Annotated in this window: 25 protein-coding genes; 8 read left to right on the top strand and 17 right to left on the bottom strand. The window is 39.4% G+C overall.

Annotated elements, in window-relative coordinates; translation table 11 throughout:
* The 4 genes from FLK61_RS07910 to FLK61_RS07895 form a co-directional block, all read right to left on the bottom strand.
* On the bottom strand, positions 1 to 954 hold the full coding sequence (locus FLK61_RS07910; protein ID WP_176008939.1) for a TasA family protein: 954 nt from the start codon (positions 952 to 954) through the stop codon (positions 1 to 3).
* Between the two features lie 74 nt (positions 955 to 1028).
* Entirely contained in the window at positions 1029 to 1823 is a 795-nt protein-coding gene (locus FLK61_RS07905; protein WP_176008938.1) for a TasA family protein, read from the bottom strand.
* Between the two features lie 90 nt (positions 1824 to 1913).
* The gene (gene sipW / locus FLK61_RS07900) at positions 1914 to 2498 is read right to left on the bottom strand and encodes a signal peptidase I SipW (RefSeq protein WP_176008937.1); all 585 of its coding nucleotides are present in this window, start codon (positions 2496 to 2498) and stop codon (positions 1914 to 1916) included.
* A 14-nt stretch (positions 2499 to 2512) separates the two neighbouring features.
* Positions 2513 to 3361, bottom strand: a complete 849-nt coding sequence (locus tag FLK61_RS07895; RefSeq protein ID WP_176008936.1) for a hypothetical protein — start codon at positions 3359 to 3361, stop codon at positions 2513 to 2515.
* A gap of 227 nt (positions 3362 to 3588) precedes the next feature.
* Here FLK61_RS07895 and FLK61_RS07890 point away from each other — a divergent pair, with 227 nt between their 5' ends.
* Complete coding sequence (locus FLK61_RS07890; RefSeq protein ID WP_176008935.1) at positions 3589 to 3840, top strand: helix-turn-helix domain-containing protein; 252 nt, start codon at positions 3589 to 3591, stop codon at positions 3838 to 3840.
* 403 nt (positions 3841 to 4243) lie between these two features.
* Here FLK61_RS07890 and FLK61_RS07885 read toward each other — a convergent pair whose 3' ends face one another.
* The 4 genes from FLK61_RS07885 to FLK61_RS07870 all read right to left on the bottom strand — a co-directional run bounded on the left by FLK61_RS07885 (position 4244) and on the right by FLK61_RS07870 (position 7554).
* Positions 4244 to 5068, bottom strand: coding sequence for a TasA family protein (locus FLK61_RS07885; protein WP_176008934.1), 825 nt, complete (start codon positions 5066 to 5068; stop codon positions 4244 to 4246).
* Between the two features lie 15 nt (positions 5069 to 5083).
* Positions 5084 to 5647, bottom strand: coding sequence for a signal peptidase I (locus tag FLK61_RS07880; protein WP_176008933.1), 564 nt, complete (start codon positions 5645 to 5647; stop codon positions 5084 to 5086).
* A 224-nt stretch (positions 5648 to 5871) separates the two neighbouring features.
* Entirely contained in the window at positions 5872 to 6525 is a 654-nt protein-coding gene (locus tag FLK61_RS07875; protein ID WP_176008932.1) for an NfeD family protein, read from the bottom strand.
* A 147-nt stretch (positions 6526 to 6672) separates the two neighbouring features.
* On the bottom strand, positions 6673 to 7554 hold the full coding sequence (locus FLK61_RS07870; protein ID WP_176008931.1) for a DUF1002 domain-containing protein: 882 nt from the start codon (positions 7552 to 7554) through the stop codon (positions 6673 to 6675).
* Between the two features lie 141 nt (positions 7555 to 7695).
* Between FLK61_RS07870 and FLK61_RS07865 the strand changes: the two genes are divergently transcribed.
* The 3 genes from FLK61_RS07865 to FLK61_RS07855 all read left to right on the top strand — a co-directional run bounded on the left by FLK61_RS07865 (position 7696) and on the right by FLK61_RS07855 (position 9927).
* The gene (locus FLK61_RS07865; RefSeq protein WP_176008930.1) at positions 7696 to 7998 is read left to right on the top strand and encodes a hypothetical protein; all 303 of its coding nucleotides are present in this window, start codon (positions 7696 to 7698) and stop codon (positions 7996 to 7998) included.
* 87 nt (positions 7999 to 8085) lie between these two features.
* Positions 8086 to 9198 carry a flavodoxin-dependent (E)-4-hydroxy-3-methylbut-2-enyl-diphosphate synthase gene (gene ispG, locus FLK61_RS07860; protein WP_176008929.1) on the top strand — a complete coding sequence of 371 codons (1113 nt, stop codon included), beginning with the start codon at positions 8086 to 8088 and terminating at the stop codon, positions 9196 to 9198.
* A 153-nt stretch (positions 9199 to 9351) separates the two neighbouring features.
* Positions 9352 to 9927: a 5' nucleotidase, NT5C type gene (locus FLK61_RS07855; RefSeq protein WP_176008928.1), complete on the top strand. Its 576-nt coding sequence runs from the start codon at positions 9352 to 9354 to the stop codon at positions 9925 to 9927.
* A gap of 67 nt (positions 9928 to 9994) precedes the next feature.
* Here the strand turns inward: FLK61_RS07855 and FLK61_RS07850 are convergent, their stop codons facing one another.
* The 4 genes from FLK61_RS07850 to FLK61_RS07835 are packed head-to-tail and all read right to left on the bottom strand — an operon-like array spanning position 9995 to position 12919.
* Positions 9995 to 10402, bottom strand: a complete 408-nt coding sequence (locus FLK61_RS07850; RefSeq protein WP_176008927.1) for a Fur family transcriptional regulator — start codon at positions 10400 to 10402, stop codon at positions 9995 to 9997.
* Complete coding sequence (locus FLK61_RS07845) at positions 10399 to 11262, bottom strand: metal ABC transporter permease (protein WP_430708815.1); 864 nt, start codon at positions 11260 to 11262, stop codon at positions 10399 to 10401. The genes FLK61_RS07850 and FLK61_RS07845 overlap by 4 nt, the downstream gene beginning before the upstream one ends.
* The gene (locus tag FLK61_RS07840) at positions 11259 to 12104 is read right to left on the bottom strand and encodes a metal ABC transporter permease (RefSeq protein WP_176008925.1); all 846 of its coding nucleotides are present in this window, start codon (positions 12102 to 12104) and stop codon (positions 11259 to 11261) included. Before FLK61_RS07840 ends, FLK61_RS07845 begins: the two co-directional genes overlap by 4 nt.
* The gene (locus tag FLK61_RS07835) at positions 12101 to 12919 is read right to left on the bottom strand and encodes a metal ABC transporter ATP-binding protein (protein WP_176008924.1); all 819 of its coding nucleotides are present in this window, start codon (positions 12917 to 12919) and stop codon (positions 12101 to 12103) included. The genes FLK61_RS07840 and FLK61_RS07835 overlap by 4 nt, the downstream gene beginning before the upstream one ends.
* A 195-nt stretch (positions 12920 to 13114) precedes the next feature.
* On the opposite strand from FLK61_RS07835, the gene ppx reads away from it, so the two are divergent.
* Together ppx and FLK61_RS07825 are read left to right on the top strand one after the other, a co-directional pair.
* Positions 13115 to 14641: an exopolyphosphatase gene (gene ppx, locus FLK61_RS07830; RefSeq protein WP_176008923.1), complete on the top strand. Its 1527-nt coding sequence runs from the start codon at positions 13115 to 13117 to the stop codon at positions 14639 to 14641.
* Between the two features lie 64 nt (positions 14642 to 14705).
* Positions 14706 to 16790, top strand: coding sequence for an RNA degradosome polyphosphate kinase (locus FLK61_RS07825; RefSeq protein WP_176008922.1), 2085 nt, complete (start codon positions 14706 to 14708; stop codon positions 16788 to 16790).
* A gap of 58 nt (positions 16791 to 16848) precedes the next feature.
* Here the strand turns inward: FLK61_RS07825 and FLK61_RS07820 are convergent, their stop codons facing one another.
* From FLK61_RS07820 to FLK61_RS07810, 3 genes are all read right to left on the bottom strand, one after another.
* On the bottom strand, positions 16849 to 17562 hold the full coding sequence (locus tag FLK61_RS07820) for a lytic transglycosylase domain-containing protein (RefSeq protein ID WP_176008921.1): 714 nt from the start codon (positions 17560 to 17562) through the stop codon (positions 16849 to 16851).
* An 89-nt stretch (positions 17563 to 17651) separates the two neighbouring features.
* Positions 17652 to 18527, bottom strand: a complete 876-nt coding sequence (locus FLK61_RS07815) for a metal ABC transporter permease (protein WP_176008920.1) — start codon at positions 18525 to 18527, stop codon at positions 17652 to 17654.
* Positions 18527 to 19276, bottom strand: coding sequence for a metal ABC transporter ATP-binding protein (locus FLK61_RS07810; RefSeq protein ID WP_176008919.1), 750 nt, complete (start codon positions 19274 to 19276; stop codon positions 18527 to 18529). The genes FLK61_RS07815 and FLK61_RS07810 overlap by 1 nt, the downstream gene beginning before the upstream one ends.
* A 191-nt stretch (positions 19277 to 19467) precedes the next feature.
* Between FLK61_RS07810 and FLK61_RS07805 the strand changes: the two genes are divergently transcribed.
* Positions 19468 to 19710, top strand: coding sequence for a DUF2624 family protein (locus tag FLK61_RS07805; protein ID WP_176008918.1), 243 nt, complete (start codon positions 19468 to 19470; stop codon positions 19708 to 19710).
* 45 nt (positions 19711 to 19755) lie between these two features.
* On the opposite strand, the gene FLK61_RS07800 is transcribed toward FLK61_RS07805, so the two are convergent.
* Positions 19756 to 20658, bottom strand: coding sequence for a deoxyribonuclease IV (locus tag FLK61_RS07800; RefSeq protein ID WP_176008917.1), 903 nt, complete (start codon positions 20656 to 20658; stop codon positions 19756 to 19758).
* A gap of 17 nt (positions 20659 to 20675) precedes the next feature.
* Positions 20676 to 21968, bottom strand: coding sequence for a DEAD/DEAH box helicase (locus FLK61_RS07795; protein ID WP_176008916.1), 1293 nt, complete (start codon positions 21966 to 21968; stop codon positions 20676 to 20678).
* Between the two features lie 295 nt (positions 21969 to 22263).
* On the opposite strand from FLK61_RS07795, the gene FLK61_RS07790 reads away from it, so the two are divergent.
* Positions 22264 to 22770, top strand: a complete 507-nt coding sequence (locus FLK61_RS07790) for a CarD family transcriptional regulator (RefSeq protein WP_176008915.1) — start codon at positions 22264 to 22266, stop codon at positions 22768 to 22770.
* Positions 22771 to 22816 lie beyond the last annotated feature (46 nt).

The following is a 22816-nucleotide window of genomic DNA, read 5'->3' as shown; positions in this document are numbered from 1 at the left end:
TCATTTCGACGTATCGCTTTTAGGCAATCGAACTCTATTTTCATTTTGAATGTAAGAATTCGTCTTGCCCGTAACCCCTTGATGTTGAATAGCCTCTAGAGAGAACGATACTTCTATAGAAGCGCTTAAATCCACCTCTGTGATGACCACCTCTGGAGGTGTGTCTTTGTCTTTGTCTTTGTCTTTGTCTTTGTCTTTGTCTTTGTCTTTGTCTTTGTCTTTGTCTTTGTCTTTGTCTTTGTCTTTTCCGTTATTTCCGCTGTTTCCGTTGTTCCCACCATTTTCTTTTTCATTATTAGGTGGTTTTTTTGCTGAAGCCGTCTGCACTATACTATCCTCTGCCGACGTCTCTTTAGCAGTCATTTCAGGTGGATTGAATGAGATAGAAAACGTTACATCTGTATAGTGAGTGGAATCTCCTGGACTAGGTAAATGATTGGAAGGTGCTACATTTAAATAAGAACCTCCATTAATCACTACTTTATTAGCGATACTCACCTGAGAGAAATCATTATCACATAATTTTCCTAAAGTAAAAGTAGGGTCTGTTAGTACTTCTGTAGCTCCATTTTTATCTTTTGTTGTAATTTTTAGGTCCAGCATATTGAGATAGGAATCGCGATCGACTTGAAGTCCAGTATCTCCGCTACTAGAGGGTCCTACAAATTGACAATCATCAAGAAAAAAAGCAATATCTGAAATCGACATAGAACCTGTATTATGAATGCGATACGTGATATCCCTTGTTTCTCCTGGGATAATCCCATTAGAGGATAAAGATAGTGTCGTAGCTCCGCTTAAATCCTCCACATTTATATCGAGGGTTCCTGTGCTATGTTCCCCGGTTACTTGTTCGACATCGTTAAACAATGCGAGAGTCCCTCCGCTTACTAGAGTCAACCCAAGCATAAAAGTCAATGCGCTTACACCAAGCTTTTGCTTATATGACATCATGGTGATCACCTACTTTCTATGTCCTGCTAAAAAGAAGAAAGGGAGGGCAGCAGCCACTCCCTCGAGATTATTTATTAGTTTCCTTGATATAGACCATTACGAGTTTCTAGCTCTCCATCCTCTGTTCCAACAAATCCTTCATCTTGTGTTGCTTCAATCGAAAGACCAAAGTTCATAGAAGCACCTTGGAAGACGTTTTGCTTAAAGAGACGGTCTGTTCCACCGCCACTTCCAATTCTCTCATCATCGTTCTCAAATTCAATTTCGAATTTAATAACGTCCTGGTCACCTACTTCAAGGCCTCGAGTTGTGGAAAGATCCAGGTCTCCGTTCGTAATATACTCAGAACGAATCTTCCCAGTATAGTTCTTTTCTTTCAAGTCAAGTAAGGAGAATCTTGCTCCAGGGATAGTAACAGGGTTTACTAAGTTACCTGCTGCTCTGTCTGATTCAAGGAAAGTAATAACGAACTGGTCTAAGAAAGCATCTTCAATCGAACCGAATTCACCTTCATACTCTGCTTTAGCCGCTGAGAGTTCTGCACTATTTGGGATGGAGCTAAAATCTTGTGCGAAAACCCCTTCGTCAACATGTACAAGTAGTTTATCAATATGAAGTGACCCGTTATTTCGGAATGTAATCGTACGGTGAAGTTCGTCACCAGGCTTCAGGTTAGCATCCTCAAATAGTACGAAGCTACCATCCTCGCCTGCCGTTCTATCAGTAATAGTAAAGTCAAGCTCACCAGTTGCAAATGATCCACTGAGTTGTTCCACATCGTTAAATGCAGCCCATGTTCCGCCACCTACTAATGAAAGCCCGATCATACCAGTTAATACCCCAACGCCAATCTTCTTTTTCATTTCCATACTTAACTCCTCCTTTAATTTGTTATCCTTACTGGATATTTTTTATCTATGTTAATCATGTAGCTTCACGCCTTCATGAAATAACCGTATTTAAGCTGACTCTGAAGTAAGCTTTTGTTCCTCAAGTTGCTTTTTGTGTGCCTTAATCTCTCTCGTTCCTTCAACAAGCATTTTGCCTGAGTAGAATAAGAAGATGACACCTGGGATCATAAGTAGAAGCACCAATCCCATTTGCGAATTTGCAAAGTCCATTGCGAATCCAACGTAAGGAATATTGATATTGCCGTGTAGACCATAGATGTTATCTGGCAATAAAAGCTGTTGGTCAACGTCTGCGTTGTTATCCCCTTTCGTTCGATACACGGTTCCCTGGCCCGTCTCAACTAGCTCAACGATTCGGTGAGTAACAAATACTCCTGGTTCACTTTGATACATGACAACATCCCCAGGCTGCATGGCCTCTTTATCTGCCATCGTGTTAATTCCTATGATCGCCCCAGTCTGGATAAATGGCTCCATCGAACCGGAGTAAACGACTTTAAGCTCTTGACCAAACACTTCTGGCTCGCCCTCTGTAAAGACATTAATTAAGACTAGTGAAGCAGTAGATAAAAGCGCTACGATAAGCACGGTATTAATAAGCTTACTCACAAGTTTTAATCCTTTTTTCACCATGGAATTGTCTCCTCTCATTCTTCATCTTGATCATTCGCTTCTTCACTCGATGCATCCGATGTAGTCACTTCCACTTCTTCCACTTCCGACGTAGACGTATTTTCATTTGCTGGAGCTTCTATGACAGGCTCTTCTATGACAGGAGTTTCTTCTACTTTAGGTTGTTCCTTAGGCTCTTCCGCCTTCGGTTTCTCAGACTTCGTCTCTTCGACCTTTGGTTCCTCCGCTTTCGGTTTTGGCTCTTCCGCCTTCGGTTTTGATTCTTCTACCTGCTCCTCTTGCTTTTGTTCCGGAGCCTCTTCCTCCACACTCTCTGCTTTCTCGGCGCAGGTGTCTAGTACGAGATAGTCGACTTGGCTACTCCAACCCCCATTTTGACCACCAGGGTGAGACGCTTCTCTTACAAACCTAAATTTATACGTACCAGCACTCTTAGGCTCGTGAGAAAATTGAGCGATTTCTCCATTCTTAAGGTTACTGACAAAGATATTAGTATCCGGCATTCTCACCCAATTCTTCCCGTCTTTTTTATAAACCTCTATCTCCCACGGTACGTTCATATTGTTTCCAACGTTTTTAACTTCACCTACTATAAAGGAGCAGTCTTGCCAGACTTGAAGTCCGTCAAACGAAAGGGAAGCTCGCTTTCCTTTTTCTGGATGTTCCACTTCTTCTTCTGTGGCTACAATCCATTCTGTGGATGTAAGAAGGACGCCTTCATCCACATCATTAAAGCTAGCTAAGGTTGATCCTAGTAAAAAACTAGGTATAAAAGGAATGACACACAATAATATCCCCGTCTTACCGATCAGCTTATAAGTAACGATTCTTTTTCGTTTTTCCGTTAGACGTTTATCTCTCATCTGCTACCCTCCTTGCAAAGCGCTCATCGTTCTTGATAACGAATATAGGGTTAGTATAGAACGTTATAACGAACTTGAAAAGTCGCAAAATTCGTTGTATTTACGATATAACGAACACTTATCGTTCTTTATATCGCATTTACTCTCAATTACTCTTTATTTCATTTTTTCATTAATTCTTTTCGTGCGTTATAATGAACTAACTAACCAGAAGGGTGGGGGTTAACATGATCGGTGACATGATAAGAAGTGAACGGAAGCAAAAAGGATGGACACTATCACAACTTTCGAGGAAAACAGGGGTCTCAAAATCATATCTAAGTTATTTAGAACGTGATAAGAAAAAAAATCCATCGATCGTTATTGTCAAACGTATCTTTATGACATTAGAAATCCCCATGGAAGATCTCCTTCAACGTCTTGACGAGCATAGTGTGGACCAGACGAAAAGCAAGCATGAAGAAAAACAACTTTCATAAGTAAAATCCGTTAAGAGCTCGGCAACTATGCCGAGCTCTATTTTCGTTCAGTGCATTTACATGAGTTTATAGTTATGTACCGTAATCATAATCTCCATTAACACGATTCTGATGGATAATATCAGGTGACGACCCTTGTGCATAATGGTAAAGGTCTACCATTTAGGTTAAGAGTAACCGATACAAAATCGCGATTTCTCCTTTTTCACGCAAATAAAAACATCCACACGCATAGTTTTCAGTAATTAAAGGTTAAAAACGGTTAATCGACACTCGTATCTGAATAATTGATGCTCAAAAAAGGTTAATCAAATCACGTTTCCGGTTTACATCTAACATTCATCACGAAAGAGGCTAGGACAAAATAATCACTTTTGTCCTAGCCTCTCTTCTTTCTACTATATTAGTCAACGTTTCGGTTTCTTGACTCAAGCTCATTATCAGTTGTGCCTGTTCGACCACCAAACTGAACAGCTTCGAGAGACAAGCCAAAGTTCATAGAAGCTAACTGGAAAGCATTTTGCTTATACAAACGATCCTTCCCTCCACCTGAACCAATCGTTTCATCATCATCTACAAATTCAATCTCAATCGAGAAAGAAGCTCCTTGATTCGCATTAAATCCACTTCGCGGACTTAAATCTAACACATTTTTACCATCTACCTGTTTCACATACCAATTTCTCATTCTTTGTGTAAAGTCAGAAAAGTCGCCGTTTTTCAGATCATAAAGCGTGAAGTCCGTTGAATAAAAACGACCTTCAACATGTTGGAAAATTGGTATGCGCTCAAATATCGGTCGATCTGACGGTGAAATATCATAAAAATTAATTCGGAACTGTTTTAAAAACTCATCGGAAAATTCTTGATTGGTACTAGGAACTACACCAGCAGCAACTAATTCATCATAATTAGGATGCTCTTGCAAATTGCTAATAAATTCCCCTTCGTCAAAGTGTAAATAAACAGACTCAATAGCGAGCGTTCCATTGTTATAAATAGTCATATTACGTTGCAACTTATCACCAGGCTTTAAATTAGCATCCTCTAAGACAACATAACGCCCTTCTTCATCCGTATTTAATCCCGTTACGGTAATATCTAATTCCCCAGTTGCAAACGCACCACTTAACTGTTCCACATCGTTAAATGCGGCCCATGTTCCGCCACCTACAAGAGACAATCCTAACATACCTGTCAAAAATCCTACCGCTACTTTTTTCTTCATCTCATACTCCTCCTCTTACTCTCTATTTTTTGCAGATGCCTGCAGTAAATCCTGTTTAAGCTTTCGTTCTTTTAGTCCCGATAAAAAGAGCCTACATGAAAACACGACGAGTATGGCCCCTGGGATTAAAAGAAAAATAATTGGACTGTTTGCAAATATGCTCGGTATATATCCTAAAAGCGGTATATTCATGCCATTAAAGCTACCGATTACTTGCTCGGAGCTCACTGGAGTTACATCAGGAGCTTCATTGTTATCACCTTTTGTTTTGTAATAGACATCATCACCTATCTGCTCTACTGAAACAATTCGATGAGTAACATACATCCCTTGTTCTCGCTGGAACATGATAATGTCATTCTCTTTAAGCGCCTCTTTATCTACAGTCGAGTTAATACCAATTACAGAACCAGTCTTAATTGTTGGAGACATAGAACCAGATTGAACCGTTACGATATGCATGCCAAAAACGGTTTGATTGGCAAAAAACACATGCTGCAAGGCTATGATAGCAACTACTATGAGTGTGACAATAAGACAGATGTCCACGATACGATTCCATTTCTTTAATCCGCCCATGACTCCCTCCTTTTTTGTTCTTAATAACGAATACAAATGTAGTATAATTCATTATTAAGAACTAATATAGCTTTATAATCTCTTGAAATCTTCGTATTTAAAGCAAGATTCTTCCTTTATCTAAGGTATACTCTGTTTTTCTTTAAAACGCACAACATTCTTAATAACGAACATAACAAACGAAAAAAAGCCCTCATTTTATATGAGAGCTTTTACCTTCTTATCTAAGCTTCTGTCGTAGCCGCCTGCTGTTCAACTGGCTTCACTAATATTCTAGTACCATCCGTCTGAACGACTTCAATCGGCGTCTCTTCTTGCAACCAGCGATTGTCTGTAGTGGCACTATAAAGCTTACCATCAATCTCAATTGTTCCTGTAGGGCGAAATGGTGTTTTCGTAACACCTTGTTTACCAATGAGGCCTTTATAATCATCGTTCATCGAATTATATCCTGCCTCACTCGTTAATCTACTAGTAAAAATCATTTTATCCCACATCGTTCGTTTAGGGAATACTTTTGTGAATAGGTACGATGTTGGTGCTCCAATTAAAAACGCTAATGCGACCATAATACCGTACGTAAAATCAGGTGACGGTAATGATAAGCCAAGAACCATGAGTAAAATTCCGATACCGGCAATTGTACCATCTGTTGTCACTTTACCATCAAAAATGATAAGCGCTAGACCGATTGTATATAGAACTACAATCCACAAGCTATCCGTAGCACTTAGGTGATACGAGAAGTACATCGTCATGATACCAATACCTAAAATAGCGAATATCCCTTTTGATTTCACCATCAATTCTCCGAAAATAAAGAGTGTTGCTAGGAAAATGACGATAAACCCCATTACGTTAAGGTCAAGAAATTCCACGGTGCGTTCACTCCCTCTCCATTTATCTTTATTGTACCAAAAGATAACCTCTACTTTCATCTACGAGGCTCAAAGAAAAAAGTTTCAAAAAAAGAAGGAAAGAAAGGAAAAAGCTCCTCCATTCAATGGAGAAGCGAAAGCTCATCATTAGTTAGATGAAGTAAACCAGCCAGAAATCGTGTCTAATAGGTCTTGGAAGAAATTAATTATGGACTGAATAATACTCTGCCCTTCTTCGCTACTTACAAATTCACCAATGTTATCACGTACGGATCCGATTTGATCACGTACTTGGTTCCAGTCAATGTTTAGTCCACGAATTCGATCAAATAATGAAACTAATCCATTAAGCTCTTCTTCTGTTAACTCGATCCCAAGCTCCGCTGCGATTCGCTCAATAAGTGCACGCAGATCTTCTTCTGTTTCCACATTTCCTTCAGCGATTTCTTCTTTAATTCGAGCCATAAGCTCTGTTGCTTCCTCTACTCCGTAAGTATCTCCAAGCTCCGCCGTTTTAACTAGCTCTTCATTGGCTACTTGCTTTTGCTCTTCAGGAATAGTGGCTTCAGTAGTTGTCTCGTAAGCTTTGATTAGCCCTGTAAGAGCTCCTGTACCAGATACATCAAACGGTGCCGTTACATAAATAATGGCATCCTCAACGCCAGCTGTAATAAGTGCGTTTGCATACATACCGTCAGATACATACGTAATTCTATTGGATTCTACATCGATTCCTGTGCCAGGCTCTGCTATCGTAATTTTTGAGGATGAAATAGCATTGCTTCCAATAACAGATGCAGATAGATAATCCCCTAAGTACTGGTACTCTTCTTCATTGGAGACTGTGACAATTGTCACTTCGTCCTCTGTCACTCCCATTTCATTTAAAAGTTGTTCTCGTTGTTGAGGATTTAAATCTTCACCAAGAGTTACAATTTCATCTCCAGGTGCTGCGTCTGCCATAACAGTTGTCATTGCAATAAACCAAACTGCAAAAAAGCTAACTAAAAATGTTTTATACGATCTCATGTCATTCTCTCCTTTAAGTAAAAAAACTATCCAAATTATAGCATATTTTGGACAAAAGCAAATATAGTACTAGCGTGCTATACATATATGGACGTATTTTGATTTAAAAAAGTTTCACTACATGTTTGAGGAGGAAAAACGATGAGAAGATTATTACTTGCACTATTATTACTTACTGTTACCATCCTCGGTGTCAGACACGATTTAACCATAGGGACCCTTCAAATACCTTCTGTACAAAAATCACATGTTGATGTCATTGTTGAAAGTGGACAAACCTACACGACTATTATACAGCAATTACATATACCAGAAGAGATTACAGAGGAACAAGTCTTACACGATTTCCTACTATTAAATGATAGTAAGGATCCGGAAGAGCTACAAGCAGGTTCTATCTATCGCTTCCCAATTTACGACATCCATCGACCTATAGAGCAATAATCCTTGCCACATGCTATCGACCATTGTTACAATGAGTAACGAACGAAAAGTCTTTTTTTGAACAAACTAAAGGGGCGATGATGAAGCATGACCCAGTTAACACATCGAAAAAATACACGTCAGGTTAAAGTTGGTCCACTTACAATCGGTGGTAACGACGAAGTTATCATTCAAAGTATGACCATGTCAAAAACGCATGATGTTGAAGCTACAGTTGCAGAGATTCTTCGATTAGAGGAAGCTGGCTGTCAAATCGTGCGCGTTGCCTGCCCACATATGGAAGATGCAGAGGCAATTCCAGAAATTAAAAAGCGCATTAACATTCCACTTGTTGTAGATATTCACTTTGACTACAAGCTTGCGTTAAAGGCGATCGAGGGTGGAGCGGACAAAATTCGTATTAACCCAGGTAATATCGGTCGACGCGAAAAAGTAGAAGCTGTAGTAAATGCAGCAAAAGAAAAAGGTATTCCAATTCGTATTGGTGTAAACGCTGGTTCCCTTGAGAAGCGAATCATTGAAAAGTACGGATATCCTACTGCTGATGGAATGGTAGAGAGTGCTCTCCATCACATTAAAATTTTAGAAGACCTAGACTTCCACGATATCATCGTGTCGATGAAGGCATCTGACGTAAACTTAGCAATCGAAGCGTACGAAAAAGCTGCTGCAGCATTTGACTACCCACTTCACCTAGGAATTACAGAGTCAGGTACCCTTTTCTCAGGTACAATTAAGAGTTCCGCTGGTCTTGGCGCCCTTTTATCTAAAGGACTCGGTAACACCATGCGAATTTCATTAAGTGCGGATCCGGTTGAAGAAATTAAAGTAGCTCGTGAGCTTCTAAAAGTATTTGGACTAGCAGCTAACGCGGCAACGCTTATCTCATGCCCAACTTGCGGTCGTATTGAGATCGATTTAATCAGTATCGCAAACGAAGTCGATGAGTATATTCGTGATATCAAAGCTCCAATTAAAGTTTCTGTACTAGGATGTGCGGTAAACGGTCCTGGTGAGGCAAAAGAAGCTGACATTGGTATTGCTGGAGCACGCGGAGAGGGACTATTATTCCGTAAAGGGAAAACGATCCGTAAGGTTCCTGAAGAAACAATGGTAGAAGAGCTTAAGAAAGAAATTGATGCACTCGTTGTAGAGCATCAGGAAAAAGAGCGATTAGAGAAAGAAAAGCTTAATACATGATAACAATTGTCCGTCCTACATAAAGTGGGACGGGCTTTTTTAGCAGATACTAGTGTACAAAGGGTGAGTTTGTGAGACAATAGCATTAGCGCATTGTTTCAGAATTCAGATAAGAACTCTGCAAACGATAATTTAGACTTAGAGGTGACCGGAATGCCAACATACCGCTTTGGAATAGACATCGATGGAACTGTCACGGATCCAGGGACGTTCATCCCTCATTTAAACGAACACTTTAATAAAAACTTAACGTTAGACGACCTTGTTGAGTATGATCTAACTCGCGTGCTCAATGTAGATGAGCAAAGCTTCGCTCGCTGGATGGAAGAACACGAGCCAATGCTTTACCAAAAGTCTGTTTTAGCCAATGATGCTAAATCGATCCTTCATAAATGGGAAAAGCAGTTTGAACTTTTTTATATAAGCGCAAGGCCTGCTAAACTTCACGATATCACAGAAGAATGGTTTCAAGCCTTTAATCTCCCATATGATCACATTGAGCTTTTGGGTAGCCATAATAAAATCGAAGCTGCAAAAGAACATAAGGTTGATTTATTCTTAGAAGATAAGCACGATAATGCAGTGGATATTGCAGAAATCTGTCAGATCCCCGTCATTTTAATGAATACACCATATAATCAAATGCCCGTGCCAACAAACGTGTACCGAGCAAACAGCTGGCAAGAGGCAAACCAAATTGTATCGGACTTATTCGCCATTACTAAATAATGGACGATAGATCTAGATTCTATATAAAAAGCTAGGAGACTCTTTACCCGAGTCCTCCTAGCTTTTTTTACTGACACTGCTCACAGTATCCGTATACTTCAAACTTATGACCTGTTACTTGGAAACCTTGTTCACTTACTGCGGCCTCCATCGGACAATGATGAATGTGCTTCGTCTTACCACACTCTAAGCAAATTAAGTGGTGGTGGTGATCGTTCGTATCACAAGAAAAGCGGAAGCGCTTTTCGCCATCAAGCTCTGTTGCTTCAAGAATTCCAAGATCCGTAAAAACAGATAAATTACGATATATAGTATCAAAACTCATTCCATCATATTTCACCTGAAGTGATTCTAATACATCTTTAGCTGCTAGATATCTTCCTTCATCAGAAAATAACGTTAGCATGTCAAATCGCTTATCTGTGTACTTATATCCTTCTGACTTTAATTTGTCCATGGCTTGTTCGACGTTCATGAATGACCCTCCTTCGCACGATCACTTGAAAAACGGAGCATTCGCTTCACGAAGATCGCTCCTATTAATAATAACACACCGACGACAACAATCATTCCGCCAGTCGCAACATCTAAATGATAGGAAGAAACAATTCCACCTATCACAGCTGCCTCTCCAAATATAATACCAAGAATTAGCACGTGACGAAAGCTTTTTGCAAATTGAATAGCAGCAGCCACTGGAAGAGTAACTAGAGCACCGACTAATAAAATTCCAACTACCTTCATAGACATAGAGATCACAAGCGCAATCAAAATAGAAAATAAAAAGTTTAGCTTTTTAATTGAGATACCCGATGTTGCCGCAAACTCGGCATCAAACGAAATAGAAAGTAATTCTTTATAGAACAGTCCAATCAACCCAATTGCGACAATCCCCGTTCCACCAATAAAATATAAATCAGAAATTGTTACAGTTACAATGCTTCCGAATAAGTAATTATACCACTCCGTGTAACTACTGTTAGAAAAGCTAATCAATAGCGCGCTTAAACCAATACCAGCTGATAAGATAATTGGAATAGCAAGCTCCTCGAAGTATTTATATATTTGACGCAAGCGCTCAATTAGTAAGGAACCTCCTAAAGAGAACAAAAGCCCTGTGTAAAGTGGGTTTACAGCGCCAAATATTGCAACGGACTGCGTCATTAATACACCTGCTGTGATACCAGTAAGGGTGATGTGAGATAGTCCTTCTGTAATAATCGTCATTCTCCTTACTAACAAGAAAGCCCCAATTAAAGGACTAATAAACCCTATTAAAATACCCGCAATAATGCCACGTTCTAAAAAGGTAAGCTGTGTGAGTATTTCCATTATGCCGACCTCCTAATTGAACGTTCTCCTGTAAATGCGATAACGAGCAACAGTATTAGTACGTTAATCATGACAATGGTTCCACCAGGTGCTAAATCAAGATGAAACGCACTAACAAAACCAGTCAGAACACTCACCTCACCGATTACCACCGAGTAGACGAACATTTGTTTAAAGCTTTTTGCTACACGCATGGCAGCTGCCACTGGCAAAGTAATTAATGCAGATACAAGTAAAATCCCCACAATTTGCATGGAAATACCGATCACAATAGCGACTAATACGATAAAGATGATGTGAAGAGACTTCTTCGGTAGTCCTGCAATAACCGCCTGTTCTTCATCAAAACTTAAAAAGAACAATTCCTTATATAGGAAGAATAGTACAGTAGCTACGATAGCCGTGAGCGTAATAACGACATAAAAATCTGTTTGATTAATAGCAATTACACTACCAAATAGATAGTTAAACAAGTCCGTATTAAATCCATTTGCAAGAGAAATAAACACGACTCCTAATCCGATTCCCCCAGAGAGTAAAATCGGTATTGCAAGCTCCTTATAGTATGGATACACCTGTCTTAAACGCTCTGTTAATAAGGCCCCTGTGACGGAGAATGTCATTCCCATATAAACTGGATTTAGACCTGCAAAAAACGACGAATATCGCCCAAGTAGCAAACTAAAGGCGATACCAGTCAGCGTAATGTGTGATAATGCGTCAGCCATTAATGATAATCTTCTAACCGCAATAAAAACTCCGATAATCGGTGCCATAAATCCAATTAAAATAGCTGTAAATAAAGAGTATCGTAAAAAGTCAAATTGAAAGAATACCTCGATCATCGGACTTCTCCTCTAACATGATCATGGTCGTGATGATGATCATGATGGTGATGATCATGATTATGCTCAATCATACTAACGTCGTGACCGTACATAGCGGATAGCATTTCTTCCTGATTCTCTTCAAAGTCCGATTTATTGCCGTGAAAGTGCAAGCATTTATTTAAACAAGCAACATCTGTGACATAGTCTGTCATCGCTCCAATATCGTGCGTGACAAGAATAAGGGTAATACCTTTATTCGTGTTTAAATCGCGTAGCATTGTATAAAAATTTGATACAGACTTTGCATCCACTCCGACCGTTGGTTCGTCTAATATCAGAAGCTCAGGGTCACTCACTAATGCACGTGCAATAAACACGCGCTGTTGCTGTCCGCCGGATAGCTCACCGATATTCGCATACATAAAGTCTTGCATGTCTACTTGCTTGATTGCCTCTTTTACTTTCTCTTTATGCTTCTTTGTTAAAAAGCGGAACAGCCCCACTTTACCATACAGCCCCATAGAGACTACTTCAAAAACAGTCGCCGGGAATCCACTATTAAAGCTATTTGCTTTTTGCGAAACAAAGCCGATCTTGCTCCAATTTTTAAAGCTCTTTACGGACGTTCCAAACAGTTTAACTTGTCCGTCAACTGGCCGGTTAAGTCCAAGCAAAAGCTTTATTAAGGTTGATTTACCAGAACCATTAGGTCCACATAGGCCGAGGAAGCTTCCCGCAGGTATGCGCATATGGATATCCTCTAGAACCGTTTGCTGTCTATAAGCAAACGATACTCCCTCCACCTCAACAACAAAATTTGTTTCCTTCATTATATATCCCTCGTTTATATTAGTAAGAATCGTTACGGTTTACATTCCTAACGTAGTATAACGCAGTCCCCCTTCCTTGTAAACTTGCGAGCCTCCATATTTTCTTCAAATAATAAACAAAACTTGTAGGGTGGATACTATTCATGTGTTAAGATAAGTCCATCTATAAAGCGCTTAACTTAGGGAGGTCCAAACATGGAGCAAATTGGAATTATTGATATGGGGTCAAACTCCATTCGATTTGTTATTTATGAAATTGATGAGTATAAATGCTATAAAGAAATTCAAAACTTAAAAATTCCAGCAAGACTTAGTACATATATTGATGACGAAGGTGCCATGACGAAGGATGGGATCGATAAAGTCCTAGAGACATTAAAACGATTTGAACCCGTTGTCGCAAACTATGAGCTGTCATCCATGCGAGGTGTAGCTACAGCCGCTATTCGTAACGCAACAAATAGCGAGGAGATTTTAGATGCCATTAAAGAGCACTCTATCTTTCCCGTCGATATTTTATCAGAAGAGCAGGAAGCATATTATGGGTACTTAGCAGTGACAAATAGCATGGACGTACCAGAAGGTATCACAATAGATATAGGTGGCGGCAGTACAGAAGTGACCTATTTTAAAGATCGAGAACTCCTCCATTCGTATAGTTTCCCTTTTGGAGCACTAACATTAAAGAAACAATTTATTAAAGGGGATACGCCTACTGAGGAAGAATGGAAACGTCTGCGTGACTTTTTAAAGGAGTCCTATCGTTCCCTTTCTTGGATTAAGGATAAAAACGTTCCAGTGATTGGAATTGGAGGCTCTGCCCGTAACGTAGCCCAAGTGCATCAGGCAGATATTTCTTATCCTATGTCAGGTTTGCATCAATACGAAATGACGGCTAAAGAAGTGCATGATATCTCAGATGAATTAAGCTCTATGTCACTTAAGAAGCGAGAAAAAGTTGACGGTCTTTCAAAAGATCGTGCTGACACAATTCTTCCTGCAATCGCTGCGATGGAAGCATTAATTAAAGAAGTAAACACAAAATCCTTTATTGTTAGTAGTCGTGGTCTTCGCGATGGGTTATTCTTTGAGCTTTTATTAGCTCCGATCGAAGTTACTCATTTTCCTAATGTGAAAGAAGAAAGCTTTTATCAGTTAAGTAATTATTATCGACTGAATCTCGACCATCAAAAAAAGATATCTGTTTTAGCGTCTTATTTAACCTCAGAGCTTGTAGAGCATGATTTAGTAACACTTTCCAAACTTGATATGGAGCACTTACGGTTAGGTGCTAACGTTTTTTATATTGGTAATACCATTCATCCAGAATCTAAAAGTGAGCATACCTTTTATTTATTAACAAACCAATCGATCGATGGCTTACCTCATAGCGAACGTTTAGCAGTTGCGTTTATTGCATCCTTCAAATCAAAATCTCAGCTTAAAAAATATGCTGATCCTTATCGACCGTGGGTTTCAAAAGAAGACCTCGTTCAATATGAATTACTTGGCGCCATTATCAAATTTAGCTTTGCTCTAAATATATCTGAACAAAGTATTATAAAAAGAACGGAAATTACGGAGTGCGATAAAGAAGACATTACTATTACTGTCACATATGATGGCGATGCCTTCTTTGAAGAGGAGCAGGCGAATAAATATAAGAAGCATTTAGAGAAAGCACTAGATAAAAATATTACACTCACGTTTAATCACGTATAATCTTTACATGAAATTTACATCTGTATGATACGCTTGAAATAGATACTATTCAGGAGGTTCGATCATGCATACGAAGCACGACTTACACAATCCAGCCTATTACAACAACCGTGAACTTTCTTGGCTTGGTTTTAACGAACGAGTTTTAGAAGAAGCAATGGATCATCGAAATCCACTACTTGAACGTCTTAAATTTTTATCTATTTTTAGTTCTAATTTGGACGAATTTTTTATGGTACGAGTCGCTGGTTTAAAAGACCAAGTTCGCGCAGGCTTCCATAAGCCTGAAAATAAAACGGCCATGACACCGAAGCAACAGCTAGCAAAAATTGGTGAGCTTAATCATAAGCTTGTAACAAGACAGTATGAGCACGTACGCGACGCTATTATCCCAGCACTTCACGATCAATCTGTTTATCTTGTTACACCTGATGAACTAACAGAGAGTGAGTACACGTATTTGAAAAAACACTTTAAAGAGTATATTTTGCCTGTTTTAACACCCATGGCAATTGATGCATATCGCCCCTTTCCAATGCTATCTAATAAAAGCTTAAATTTAGCTGTTATCTTAGAGTTAAAGCATCATGAGCCTAATGATAAACTTGCAATCGTGCAGGTCCCATCTGTATTAAAGCGTACACTCTCACTTCCAGGTGATGGGCATCGATTTATTATGTTAGAAGACGTGATTAGTACCTTTATTAGTCATTTATTTAGTGGCAACTCTGTAAAGTCCGTGTCCCCTTTCCGAATTACACGTAACGCTGATTTGACGATTCACGAGGAGGGGGCTCGCGATTTGCTTCGAGAAATAGAAAAAGAGCTCAAAAAACGTAAATGGGGCGCAGCTGTGCGTCTTGAAATGATGAAAGGAAAGATGGATCCAAAAGTTTTATCTTTATTAACAAGTGTGTTAGAGCTACACAAAGAGGATATATACGAAGTTGATGGACCATTGGACTTTACGTTTATGTTCAGCTTCCACGCTCAGCTAGCTCCGCATTTCGAAGAGCTGTTGGACCGCCCTGTCATTCCTCAGCGTCCTGTGGACCTCGATCCAGATGAGGACTTGTTTGACGCTATTTTAAAACGTGATATTTTCTTACATCACCCATACGAATCCTTTCAACCTATCGTGGACTTAATTACGCGTGCCGCCGAAGACGAGAACGTGCTTGCAATTAAGCAAACACTATATCGCGTAAGCGGTGACTCCCCCATCATTGAGGCTTTAAAACGTGCTGCTGAGCTTGGTAAACAAGTAACTGTACTTGTTGAATTAAAAGCTCGATTTGATGAAGAAAAAAATATTCAGTGGGCAAAGCAACTAGAGAAGGCCGGTTGCCATGTTATTTATGGTATTACCGGATTAAAAACACATTCTAAGATCACGTTAATTATTCGTCACTATGAAAGTGGTATCCAGCGTTTTATTCATCTTGGAACTGGAAATTACAACGACTCGACAGCGAAATTTTATACAGATATGGGCATGCTGACATCTAATGAAAGATACGGTATCGATGCCACTAACTTCTTTAATTATTTAAGTGGCTATAGTAAAAAGCCAAAATGGAAAGAGCTTTCCACTGCTCCATTTGAAATTAGAGAGACGTTTATAAAACTAATTGATGAAGAAATCGAGCATCACAAAAAACATCAAAATGGGCATATTATGGCCAAAATGAACTCCTTAACTGACAAGCCAATTATTTTAAAGCTGTACGAAGCAAGTCAGGCTGGGGTAAAGATAGACTTAATCATTCGTGGAATTTGTTGCTTAAAACCTCAAATCCCTGGTGTAAGTGAAACGATTACGGTAAGAAGCATTTTAGGTCGCTTTTTAGAGCACAGTCGCGTATTCTACTTCCATGCTAACAATCATCATAAAATGTTCCTGTCCTCTGCCGATTGGATGACACGAAATATGGAAAAGCGAATTGAGATTCTCTTCCCTGTTTATGAACAGTCCATTAAAGATCGTATTCATGAGGTGTTCCACTATTCAATGAAGGACAATATGAAAGCCCGTATTCAAGATGAAAACGGCATTTACCACTATGTGGAGCGCAAAGAAGGTGACGAGGAGATCTCTAGCCAAGAGATCTTCTATGACCTCGCAGCAACCCACTTCGAAGATAATTAATTTCTGCGCTTCACCAAAAAACACAAGGTGAAGGGGCGTTGCCCCTTCACCTTGTGTTTTAATTTTGATCATCTACAAACGTAACTAACGCTTCTGCTTTTTCTTGAATTTCTTCCGCATACCAGCTTCTTGCGTGACCATTTTCACGAATATACTGATTTAAGCCGCCCATCCCTCTGTGATAAGCCGTTAAAGCATGATCCCAGTCACCATACTCTCCGTAAAGATACTCTAAGTAAGTGACAGACAGTTGAATCGCATAGTGCGGGTCAAACAAGTACTCATGTTTATACGGTAGCTCAGCCATCTCCGCTACCCAAGGTCCTGTGTTTTTCATAAACTGAGCCATACCATAAGCATGTCCATACCGAGTTTCTGGACCAACTAAGCTTGGATCAAATGTATCTCCAGTCTCAACTCGAAGAAGTTCATATACGACGTGAGGATCAATGTCTCTTTTTTGAGCCTCTAATGACAAGAGTAATCCCCAGTCATATTTAAAATTACCGTCGCTTTCTTCGTACAAAGCATCTGCTAACACTTTTGCTTCTTGAAAGTTTACATTACCAGAGACGATATATCCATCAGGTAATTTATCGATATGTTCATCAAGCTCGAGTACATAAGGATCAATCTCTGGGCGTTCTTCGGCCTTTGCGACCTCAAGACGCTCAATCTCCTTTTGTGTCTCCATATATCCATTTCCCAATACTAATGAAAGTGCCCCCATAACCGCAGTTACTGTTAACATTGTAAGGAATGAAATCTTCATAAAAATCCTCCTTTAGACTCTCCAAATAACAAAAAAATAAATACAAGTTAGAATGTTATAGGAAACAAGGAGGAATTGCAAGCGAAACGCTAATTTGCGATTTGTTCAGATTTTTTAGGCGAGCGCAACATTTTAGACAGATATCCTTGCTTAGGCGCAAATAAAAATGCTAGTACAAAGAAGCTAGAAGCAGCTAGAACGATAGATGCACCTGATGCCACATCATAAATAACAGAGAAGAATAACCCTATTACAGCCGATAGCACGCCAAATAAAGCCGAAAGGAACAGCATGACAGAAAAACGCTCTGTAAGTAAATAAGCTGTTGCACCTGGAGTAATTAGCATCGCTACGACCAAAATGATTCCTACCGTCTGTAAAGATGCTACAGTTACTAAGGATAATAAAAGCATAAGTAAGTAATGGATTGCTCTCACTGGATGTCCAGTTGCTTGAGCCATCGTTTCGTCAAATGTACTAAGAAGCAGTGGTCGGTAAAAAATAAAAATAGATAGTAAGACTATAATTCCGATTACTAATGTAATCAAAAAATCTTGAGAAGATACGGCCAAAACATTCCCGAATAGAATGTGGTTTAAATCAATAGAGGATCCTCTCAGCGCAGTCATGAGTACAATACCTAATGCAAACATTCCAGTAAACATGATACCGATGGCTGAGTCCTCTTTAATTTTACTATTTCGTGAAATAAACCCTATAGCAAGCGCCGTCAAGACACCTGTGAACACCGCACCAATAAAGAAGCTACCACTTATCATATACGAGACAACAACGCCAGGTAATACAGCGTGAGATATAGCATCTCCCATTAATGCCATGCCTCGTAAAATAATAAAGCATCCAATTACGCCACAGATTACCCCAACAAGGATTGCAGCAACTAGTGCGTTTTGTAAGTACGTATAATTCATTAATTGATCAATAAAAAGCTGTATCGATCGCATTACGGATTCACCACCATAACGTCAGATTTCCCATGCACGACAGCCATATTGCCCACGTAAGCCGCCTTTAAATTCTCCTCACTAAACACATCCTCTACTTCGCCACTTCCGATTAGCTTTCGGTTAAGTAGAAGAAGTTCGTCGAAATAGGACTCTACTTTGCTTAAGTCGTGATGAATAACCACAATTGTTTTACCTTGATGTTTTAAGTCGCGTAGCAGGTTGACAATAATCTCTTCTGAAGTGACATCAATACCTACGAAGGGTTCATCTAAGAAGAATGTTTCTGCGTCTTGGGCAATGGCCCGAGCAATAAAGACTCGTTGTTGTTGACCACCTGAGAGTTCACCTATTTGGCGGTTAGCAAACTCTTCCATACCTACTTGGTGGAGGGCCTCCATCGCTCTATCTTTATCTGTTTTACCTAATCGTTTGTACCAAGGGATGTGAACAAAACGTCCCATTTTTACGACGTCAATCACTCTTACTGGGAAATCCCAATCAATCGCACTTCTTTGCGGCACGTAAGCAATTTCCTTACGTTGCTTATCAACGGGCTTACCCAATATCGAAACTTCACCGCTATATTTAACTAACCCTAGTAGTACTTTCATCAACGTAGACTTTCCTGCTCCGTTCGGACCAATAAGTCCGATTATTTTTCCTTGTGAAACTTTAAAGGAAATATCCTCAAGAGCTACTATTCCATCATAATGGACAGATACATGCTTCACTTCAATGGTAGACATTACTGCTACCTCCTCTCTCCTTCAATGTATGTATATGTGTTCGCTATGTGCACGTATGCGAAAAAGTTGTATAGACTTCAAAAAGTTGCACGAAGGAAACTTTTTGATTTCTCTTCATTATAATCAATCTTTACTTATTACGCAAATTTTCAAGCATCTCTGCATAAACACTTTAAAAGAGGAGGGATGATATGTTTGAACAACTAATTAACGAACGAATTCGAGCTTTAAATGTCAGAGAGATTATGATGCTTGGCTATAAGTATGATGTGTCTTTAACTGTAAGAGATGCAAAGCGAATCATGGAAATTATCGAGCCCGCTACGTTTGATATTCATGATAAAGTGACGCTCCAAAAAAAAGTAGCGTTACTAAAAGAAGAATTTCCACTTGCAAGTAAACAGTTGTTTACTCTGCTAGAGCCGTATTTGTAAAATAAAAAAGGCTGAAGTGAATGAAGTCACTTCAGCCTTTGCTCTTTATTTCTCTTCAGATAAAGCGAGAAGCTCATCCTTTAAATTAGGTTCAAACTGCTTATTACGAATCATCTCGATCTCTTTCTTATAAGGAGCAAGTTTATTCTTTTTGTCTGTCCCTACATATGGAGTTTCCAAGATCTTTGGAATATTTTCAAACACTTCATGATAAATAATTTTTTCTAAAGTGTCATAGCCTATATGACCAAATCCAATATTCTCATGTCTGTCTTTCTTAGCGCCACATTCATTTTTACTATCATTCACATGTACAACCTTAATACGGTCGAGCCCAACGATTCTGTCAAATTCATCTAAAACTCCATCTAAATTATTGACAATATCGTACCCTGCATCGTGCACGTGACACGTATCAAAGCACACGGATAATCGATCATTGTGAGTCACACCCTCAATGATTTTAGCCAACTCCTCAAACGATCTACCACACTCTGATCCTTTTCCAGCCATTGTCTCTAAAGCGATTTGCACATGCTGATCCTTTTCGATAACCTCGTTCAAACCCTCAATAATCTTCTTGATCCCCTCATCTGGACCAGCTCCAACATGAGCGCCAGGATGAAGCACAATTTGACCTGCACCTAGTGCTTCTGTGCGAGCCGTCTCACTTCTTAAAAAATCTACTCCAAGCTGAAAGGTTTCAGGCTTCGTTGTATTGGCAATATTAATGATATAAGGAGCATGCACGACAATATTTGAAATATTGTTTTCTTTCATGTGTGCTGTTCCCGCTTCAATATTTAAATCTTCAATCGCTTTTCTTCTCGTATTTTGAGGTGCACCAGTGTAGATCATAAAAGTTGTTGACCCATAAGATGCAGCTTCTTGACTAGCTGCTAAAAGCATATTCTTTCCACTCATTGATACGTGAGATCCTAGTAGCATAAAGTAGACGTCCTTTCTTACTTCGTTTTTCGGCGATTAATTCGTCTTTCACGCTGTTGCTTACGCTCCGCTTCTTGACGAGCCTTCTTTTTATATCCTGGTTTAACCTTTTTAGGTTTTCTTGGGATCGCTTTCTTAAGCTCAGCTTCTGATACTTTTGACTTTCGTTGGAAAACACGCTTCTCTACTGTTTCCCAAGCTCCGTTTTTCCATTCTTTATAGACAAAGTTGATGCCCTGTTGTTTAAGCTTCTCAATCTTGCGCTCGTCTTCACGGCCGAAGATCGTCATCGCTAGACCATCCCAACCTGCTCTGGCAGTTCGACCAACACGGTGTACATAATATTCTAGCTCCGTTGGGATTTCATAGTTAATAATATGGCTGATTCCTTTAATATCAATGCCTCGTGCAATTAAATCTGTTGCAACTAGATATTGAATTTCTGCGTCCTGCAACTTTTTAAGTACCTTTTTACGTTTACGAGGCTCCACGCCACCGTGAATCATATCTACATTTAATCCTTGGCTTTGTAGCACTTGGAAAACTTCATTCGCAGATTCTTTCGTATTCGTAAATACTATTGCAAGGAACGGATTAATTCGTTCTGTTACTTGTTGAATAAGCTCTTTACGACTTCTGTCGCGGTCATTAATTAACCAATGCTCCATCTTTTTTGGAGCTGCAGTTCGAGGTTGTACTTCTATTTGCTTCGGGTTCTTCATATACTTTTTAAGGAATGGCATAAGTCTTTCAGGAATGGTTGCCGAGAAGACCATAAGCTGAAGCTCTTCGTTCATAGCGGAAGCAATACTATCTACTTCTTCTAAAAATCCCATGTCGAGCATTTGGTCAGCTTCGTCCACAACAAATCCTTTCACATAAGCTGGAAGTAATGCCTGCTCACGAATCATATCTAAAATTCGTCCTGGTGTTCCAATGACAATGTGAGGCTTTTGTTGTCTAACCTTCTCGACCATTCTTAGGCGATCGGTACCACCAACAACAAGCTGCACACTAATCTGATCATTTGCATAGTGTTTAAAGACCTCAAAAAGCTGTGTTGCAAGCTCTCGTGTTGGAGCAGTAACAACATATTGTGTCGATGCTTCCTCTTGATTTACGTTGTGTAAAATAGGAAGTAAAAACGCTAATGTTTTACCTGTTCCTGTTTGAGATTTACCGATTACATCGGCGCCTCGCTTAATCGATGGTAATAATCTTTCTTGAATTTCTGTAGGCTGTTCAATGTTGTCACGAACCAATCCTTCAATAAGAAACGGCTGTAAGTTAAAACGTTCAAAATTATGCAAAGTTTATCATCCTTTATTTTTATTCGATTCCGACATTCATCTTTTAAATTTAAGTGGCAACACGGCATGTGGGATAATTTAGAAGGAAACACGCTAAAGGGGTTTATGGATATACATGGAAGTAGATAATATCGCTTACCCTAATTAGTATCGCTTTACACGTAAAAGATGAATACTAACATTTTATTTTACCACATGCCTATTACACGTGACTAGACCTCATTTCGGTCTAATTTTGTTATTTGTACCTTTCTTGTGATAAGATGGGTATATCAATTAAATGGAGGAGTGCTATATGTTCGAAATTGGAGATCATGTCGTATACCCGTATCACGGCGCTGGGACAATTACAGACAAAGTAGAAAGAACGATCTTAGGTAAAGAAGAGACATATGTTGTCTTAACATTCCCTATGAACCAAATGACTATTATGCTCCCTGAAGAGAAACTCCAGGCTTCTGGCATTCGAAGCGTCATCACGCTTGACAAAGTCCAGGAATTAATCGAACACAGCTTAACACTCAAACCAGCTCAAGAATTCTCAAGACGAGACATTAACGATAAGCATGATAAGATGAAAAGCGGATGTATCTTTGATTGCACAACGATTTACACCGAGCTTATGTTAAAAAAGAAACATTCTCCTGATAAGCTTCACATAGAGGAACGCAAGCAGCTCGATTTCGCGCGTCAACTTTTAAAGAGTGAACTTGATTTTGTTGAAGGTCTATCTTCCGATGAAATCGAAGAATTTCTTTCAATGCAAAATCGTGAGGATACATCTGAACTTCCCTCTTCTTAACATCTTTAGTCAGTAGTATTTGTCACAGGCGGCTACAACTACTATA

Source organism: Paenalkalicoccus suaedae (genome assembly GCF_006965545.2).
Lineage (GTDB): Bacteria > Bacillota > Bacilli > Bacillales > Salisediminibacteriaceae > Paenalkalicoccus > Paenalkalicoccus suaedae.
Note: the sequence above shows the minus strand (reverse complement) of the source record. Positions and strands in the feature narration are given on the sequence as shown.